Annotated in this window: 5 protein-coding genes; all 5 read left to right on the top strand. The window is 70.6% G+C overall.

Annotation, left to right across the window (positions count from 1 at the left end; all coding sequences use genetic code 11):
- Positions 1-196 precede the first annotated feature (196 nt).
- Entirely contained in the window at positions 197-541 is a 345-nt protein-coding gene (locus VF697_RS12330; RefSeq protein WP_331094532.1) for a DUF2171 domain-containing protein, read from the top strand.
- 155 nt (positions 542-696) lie between these two features.
- Positions 697-2,439 (top strand): Kelch repeat-containing protein, encoded by a 1,743-nt coding sequence (locus VF697_RS12335; RefSeq protein ID WP_331094534.1) that lies wholly within the window; start codon positions 697-699, stop codon positions 2,437-2,439.
- A gap of 149 nt (positions 2,440-2,588) precedes the next feature.
- On the top strand, positions 2,589-4,028 hold the full coding sequence (locus tag VF697_RS12340; RefSeq protein ID WP_331094536.1) for a cytochrome P450: 1,440 nt from the start codon (positions 2,589-2,591) through the stop codon (positions 4,026-4,028).
- Positions 4,029-4,169: 141 nt separating this feature from the next.
- Complete coding sequence (locus VF697_RS12345) at positions 4,170-5,552, top strand: sensor histidine kinase (protein WP_331094538.1); 1,383 nt, start codon at positions 4,170-4,172, stop codon at positions 5,550-5,552.
- Between the two features lie 601 nt (positions 5,553-6,153).
- Positions 6,154-6,606 carry a hypothetical protein gene (locus VF697_RS12350; protein ID WP_331094540.1) on the top strand — a complete coding sequence of 151 codons (453 nt, stop codon included), beginning with the start codon at positions 6,154-6,156 and terminating at the stop codon, positions 6,604-6,606.
- Positions 6,607-6,734 lie beyond the last annotated feature (128 nt).

The following is a 6,734-nucleotide window of genomic DNA, read 5'->3' on the forward strand; positions in this document are numbered from 1 at the left end:
CCTCTACGTTAGGCACCCGTCACTCGCGCGGCTTCGCGCCAGTGCTCTCCGCACGCGTGCCAGGGCGAGGAGCCACCCCCTGCCTCCCAGCTCCCCCCACCTGCCAGCCGTCGGCCATTGCCGAAGCGCCGGATGTTTCCCACTCAGAAGGAGAGGCCCGAGGTGGGACGGACCGGGTGCTCGCGAGGAGGACGCCATGGTGGGACATGAAGCGGTGCGTGAGGGAATGGTGGTGCGGGACGTGGAGGGGCGGCGGGTGGGGCGCGTGCGCGCGGTGGGGGAGAGCCACTTCGAGATGGAGCCGGGGCTGCTCTCGCGCGACGAGTTCCTGGTGGAGTACTCGGACGTGCGCCACGTGCGCGATGGCGAGGTGTTCCTCGAGCGCACCCCGCACCTGCTGAAGCTCGAGGACGATGACGGCGGCGCGCTGCCTCCCCGGCACCACTCCGGCATGGACGCCGAGCCGGTGAACGACGAGGACGTGGAGAACGAGGACCACGCCTGGCACCACGAGCTGGACGGCTCCATGACGAGCCGGTGACGGGCCCATGACGGGCCGCGGCATGTGCCCCGCGGCTCGCGTCGGCGGTGTCACACGCAGGACGATAACCCCCCGGAATCGCAAGGAAAGTGCGCTCCGGAGATGTCAGACCCGGCGTGTAGACCCGTCCCTCTCGGAACGGAGTGGGAAGGGTCATGAAAAGGGTTTCGACGTCCTGCGCCATGCTGGCGCTCTTCACGCTGGTGTTCTCGTGCAGCTCGGCTCCGCCGCCGGAGGATGCGTCGGTGGAGCGGCTGTCCCGGGCGCTGGGCACGCCGCGCAAGCTGCTGCCCCTGGTGGCGCTGAGGGACGGGCGCGTGCTGGCGGCGGGGGGACATGACGGCAACCGCACGCTGTCGAGCTGCGAGCTGTACGACCCCGAGACGGGGGAGTGGCGGGCCACGGGGGCGATGCGCACGCCTCGGCGCCACCACGCGCTGGTGGCGCTGAGGGACGGGCGCGTGCTGGTGGCGGGCGGCACGTACTCGGCCTCCTTCGGGGCGCTGGCGAGCGCCGAGCTGTACGACGCGGGCACGGGCCGGTGGACGCCGGTGCCGGACATGGCCGAGGCGCGCAACGACCCGGCGGCGGTGCTGCTGCCCGACGGGCGCGTGCTGGTGGCGGGCGGCTTCGACGTGGATCGGCACCCGGTGCGCTCCGCGGAGCTGTTCGACCCGGCGACGGGACGGTGGACGAGCACGGGCGCGCCGACGTCCGCGCGCAGCGGGACCCAGACGGGCGTGGTGCTGGCGAGCGGCAAGGTGCTCTTCGTGAGCGGGCTGCAGGCGGAGGTGTATGAGCCGACGAGCGGCCAGTGGACGAAGGCGGGGCCGGTGGGAGGCGCGGCGGGGACGCACCGCTCGGGGCACTCGGTGACGCTGTTGCCGGACGGGCGGGTGCTGGTGGTGGGCGGCACGACGGCGCGCGCGGCGGCCACGGCGGAGCTGTACGAGCCGGTGAATGGCGAGTGGCGGCTGGCGGCGACGCCGGGCACGCCGCGCGAGGCGCACGGGGCGCTCGTGTCCGAGGACGGGCGGGTGCTGGTGGTGGGCGGCTTCCACATGCTGTCGGGGGCGCTCGCATCGGTGGAGCGGTACGACCCGGCGTTGGATGCGTGGAGCGCGGAGCCGGCGCTGCGCGAGGCGCGGCGGGGCGCGGGCGTGATGCGGCTGGCGGAGGGCGGGGTGCTGGTGGCGGGTGGCTCCAATGAGCTGGCGGGGACGCTGGCCACGAGCGAGCGGTACGTGGTGCCCGAGGTGTGCCTGCCGGTGACGTGCGAGGGGGCGGGCCGGACGTGTGGCGCGATGCCCGATGGCTGCGGCGGGACGCTGGAGTGCGGCCCGTGCGAGGTGGAGGCGCGGCAGTGCGGCGAGGAGGGCTGTGGCGTGGAGCGGGCGATGTTCGACCCCGAGCTGCGGGCGCCGCGGTGCGATGGAGCGGGGCCGGGGTGTGGCTCGGGCTCGCTGCTGTCGGGGCGGGGGTCGCTCGGCCTGGAGTTGAACGCGCCCAACGCGCTGCACGGCTCGTGCGTGGACGGCGAGGGCGGCAAGAGCGCGCGGGACGAGGCGCTCGACGGCCTGCGCGTGACGACGGTGGACGGAGGCACTCTGGCGCCGGGGAAGACGGTGCGGGTGGAGGCCACGGTGTGGGCGTACGAGGAGCCGGAGGCGAACCGGTTGGACTTGTACTCGGCGGCGGACGCGCGCAGCCCGGCGTGGACGTACCTGACGACGCTCACGCCGAGCCGGCCGGGGGCGCAGGTGCTGTCGGCGACGTTCGTGCTGCCAGCGGGCTCGCTGCAGGCGGTGCGGGGCGTGTTCCGCTACGCCGGCAGCGCCGAGCCATGCCCCGGCGGCGTCTACGATGACGTGGACGACCTCGTCTTCCTCACCCGGTGAAGCGGGCGAGCAGGCGTCATCCACCGGGCATCACATCGGCGGCCAACTGCTTCTTTCCTACGGATGTGATTGGCCGCCCTGGCCCCTCGACCGGAACAGGCGCATGAACGGTCGTCGGGCTGCGGTGTGTCGCAACCGGGGGTCCGACCATGCTTCCTCCTCGCATCACCCTGCCGAGCCTTCTCCAGCTCTATCAATGGACCACCCGGCCCATCGAGTTCATGGAGGAGGCCACCCGACGCCACGGTGACTGCTTCGTGGTGCGATTCCCTCAAAACCCGCCCTTCGTCTTCCTCAGCAACCCGGAGCTCATCCGCCAAGTCTTCACCGGCAAGCCCGAGGACCTCCTGTTGAGACCCGTCAACCGGGTGACGGAGCCGCTGCTGGGGAAGAACTCGCTGGTGCTGCTCGATGGGGAGGAGCACATCCGCGAGCGGCGGTTGATGACGCCGCCCTTCCACGGTGAGCGGATGTTGTCCTACGGACGGGCGATGCGGGCTGCCGCCGACCGCGCCATCGACCGGTGGCCGCTGGACAGGGCCTTCTCCCTCCATGGGGAGTTCCAGCGCATCACCCTGGACATCATCCTGGAGACGGTGTTCGGCCTCTCGGAGGGAGAGACGTTCGCGCACTTCCGCGAGCTGTTCGTGCGGTTGCTCAACGTGGGCTCGCACCCGGCCATGCTGTTCCTGAGCGCCACGCTCCCGGCGAGCCGGGTGCTCCGGTTGCTCTCGCTGGGCAGTGAGCCCCTCCACCTGGGTCCGCTGAAGGCCGATGTGAGCCGGGCGCTGCCGTGGACCCAGTTGAGCCGCCTCATGCGCGAGGTGGACGCGTACCTCTTCGCGGAGTTCGCCCGGCGCCGGGCCGAGGGTCTCAAGGGCCGCGAGGACGTCCTGTCGATGCTGATGCAGGCGCGGGACGAGGACGGCCAGCCCATGTCCGATCAGGAATTGCGTGACGAGGCGATCACCCTCCTGACGGCGGGACACGAGACGACGGCGACGGCGCTCGCGTGGACATTCCACCATGTGCTCCAGCGGCCCGAGGTGGAGCAGAAGCTCCGGGCCGAACTCGACGGGGTGGCGGGGAGCGGGCCGGTGGAGCCGGGACAGGTGAACCGGCTGGAGTACGTGGACGCGACCTTGAAGGAGGCGATGCGCCTGCTGCCCGTCGTGCCGCTGGTGGGGCGGGTGCTGCGGCGTCCGATGAAGCTCGGGCCGTGGGAGGTGCCGGCCGGCATGGCCGTGCTGCCGTGCATCTACCTCACCCAGCGCCGCGCGGACCTGTGGCCGGAGCCCACGCGTTTCGAGCCGGAGCGCTTCCTGGGCAGGCGGCTCAACCCGTATGAGTACTTCCCCTTCGGCGGTGGGGCGAGGCGCTGCCTGGGCATGGCCTTCGCGTCGTACGAGATGAAGATCGTCTTCGCGCAAGTGCTCCAGCGGGTGAGGCTCCGGGCCGCCACGCGCTACTCGCTCCAGGTGCGGCGGCGCGCCGCTACGCTGGCCCAGGGGGATGGGGTGCCGGTCCTCGTCGAGTCCCGCGCTCACGTGGCGGACACCTCACACTCCGCCCAGACCTGCTCGGTGTAGCGGCTTCCGGAGGTTCGCATCCAGCGGCGGATTCCCTCCCCGCTGTACCTCCCCGAGGGGATGGCCAGACGAGGGGCTTGGGCTGTGCGAGGATGCGGGGGACCCCGAGGATCCTGGCTGCCCCCCTTCCAGGAGCGACCCATGAGCCCGTCCACCGTTCTGCGCTCCACCGTCCGGGACTCCCCCGAGAAGGTGGGCCCGTGGAGCGTCGGGCCCGCGGCGCCGCCGCCCGCGAGGTGGAGCCCGCGCCGGAAGATGCTGCTGCTGTTCGCCGCGGGCATCCTGTCGCAGTACTCGCTGGATGTGCTCGTGGCGGGGCTGAGCGGCTGGCCGTTGGCGATCCGCTGCCTGTGGGCCCTGGGCATGGTGGCCTCCGCGCTGCTGATGGACGAGCGGTCCGCGTCGGCGGTGCGCCTGCACTCGGCTTTCTTGAGCGCGGTCGCCAGCCTGTCCTTCATCGGGCTGGTGCTCGTCACGGGGGCCACCGGGAGCGTCTACTTCCACTTCTTCCCCTGCTTGCCGCTCATCATGTGCCTGCTCTACCCGCAGGACTCCCTGTCCGCGAGCCTGTCCGGAGTGCTGTGCAGCGTGGGGGTCTCGGGCCTGCTGTGGGTGGAGGGCCGCCCGGTGTCCGAGGTGCTGCTGTGGGCCGGCGTGGTGGTGACGGCCACGCTCATCGGCGCATACGGGGCCCGTGAGTTCCGCAAGGCCCAGCGGGCGGAGGCCGAGGGCCGCGTGGAGCGAGCGCGGCGCGAGGCCCTCGAGCAGCTCGCCATCAGCGAGCGCCGCCGGGCCCACTCGGAGAAGCTGGCCACGCTCGGGCAGCTCGCGGCGAGCGTGGTACACGAAATCAACAACCCGGTGGCCTTCATCCACTCCAACCTGGACTACCTCGAGCAGGAGGTGCTGTCCGAGACGCCCGCGTCGCGGGAGGAGCTGGCCGAGGTCTTCCGGGAGACGCGCGTGGGCGTCGAGCGCGTGCGGCAGATCGTCGCGGACCTGAGGGGCTTCTCGCGCATGGACGCGGAGGAGCCCACGGAGTGCGCGCTGGCGGACGTGGTGAGCGACGCGGCGCGGATTGCCCGGCTGCGGCTCCAGCATGTGGCCCGGCTGGAGGTGGACATCCCGGCGGAGCTGCCTCCGGTGCTGGCCGTGCGCCGGAGGCTGGCGCAGGTGCTGCTCAACCTGCTGGTGAACGCGGGGGACGCGCTGGAGGGGCGCCGCGGCGCCGAGGTGCATATCCGCGGCAGGCAGGAGGGGGCGCGGGTGCTGCTGCTGGTGGAGGACAACGGCCCCGGCTTTCCACCGGACGTGCTGCCGCGCCTCTTCGAGACCTTCTTCACGACCAAGGGGCCCGAGAAGGGGACGGGCCTGGGCCTGGCGCTGTCGCGGGAGATGGTGGAGCAGTTCGGAGGAACGCTGGTGGCGGAGAACCGGGCGGAGGGCGGCGCACGCCTGCGCCTCGAGTTTCCGGTGAGTGGATGCCCCTCCAACTCACTCCCAGAGCAAGCCGCATTCCGATGAGAATCTGGCGCGCATGCTTGCTGGGATGCTGGTTTACTTTTGGCATCAGCGGCTGTGCGGCGCCGGTGGTTGGCGGAATTCCTCCGTCCGCGTTCCAATTCCACGTCATCGTGCCCCATTCAGGTCCAGGAGCGGGTGGGTGGCAGGTCTCGCAGGTGAACGTCCTCCTGGGGAGGGTCTCCCGGCGGAATCCGGAGGGGTCGTGGTGTGATGCCGAAGTCGGCTTGCCAGTGGCGAACTGGCAAGGAACCATCTGGGACGAAGATGCCCAGGTGGCTTGCGCGGAATCCTCGAACAAGGCTGCACGCTTCGCTCTGCGGCAGCGCGCGGCCACTACCGCTGCTCTTTGCGATGCCTACCGGATCAAGATGCGCGATCTCCTGCGGGAGGTGATTCCTGGAGCCGATGTTACGAAGTTCAAGACACCTGGCATTCAACCTCAAAGCTTTCCGTAACTCGGGCCGTGGAGGTTTGACCCGTGAGCCATCCCGACGCGAGTGAACTCAGCAAGCTCGTCCGCCAGTTCTATCCTGCATCCATCGCCAGCCATGACCCTGCTTACCGGGGGGCTATCGAGACCCAGTGGCGCGAGGCTCGGAGAATGGCTGCCCAGCAAGAAAGCCTGGCCTGGCGAGGATTCCTCCAGCGCATCCAGGAAGTGATGCCGGGCTGCGGGCTCTGGGACCAACCCTCGCTCCTCTATTACCCGTGCCGCAATGTCCGGGTGTATCTGCCGCACTCCCCGATGGGGTCGAACACCCAGGATGCCGTCGTCCTACTCGTGAGCGTGCTCGGCCCCTTCCATGCGCTCTACGCCTCGCACCAGCGCTACGAGGGAAAGCGGGTCGTGGAGAGCCTGACCTGGTTCACGCAGCTCCCCGAGCGCTTCATTCTCCATTCGGAGCAGTTGGATGCGCTCGCGAGTTCCGAGCTGGGCTCCACACGCCTCACCGCCGACGTGCTCCTCACTCCCGTGCCAGACATCCAGGTGGAGAACGTTCGAGCCGGCGAGACGAAGCTCATCCACTGCCTGTTCACGAGCAATCTCTGGTGAGCCCGTGACGGCGGTGGGAAGCTGCGCGGCCATGAAGAACACCTGGATTCGTCTCCTCGTCCCCCTGTTCCTCTTCACGTCCGCCTGTGCCGCCACGGCTCCGGCCGCCCGTGCGCCCGACTCCGCTC

This window comes from Archangium sp. (assembly GCF_036388035.1).
Classification (GTDB): domain Bacteria; phylum Myxococcota; class Myxococcia; order Myxococcales; family Myxococcaceae; genus Archangium.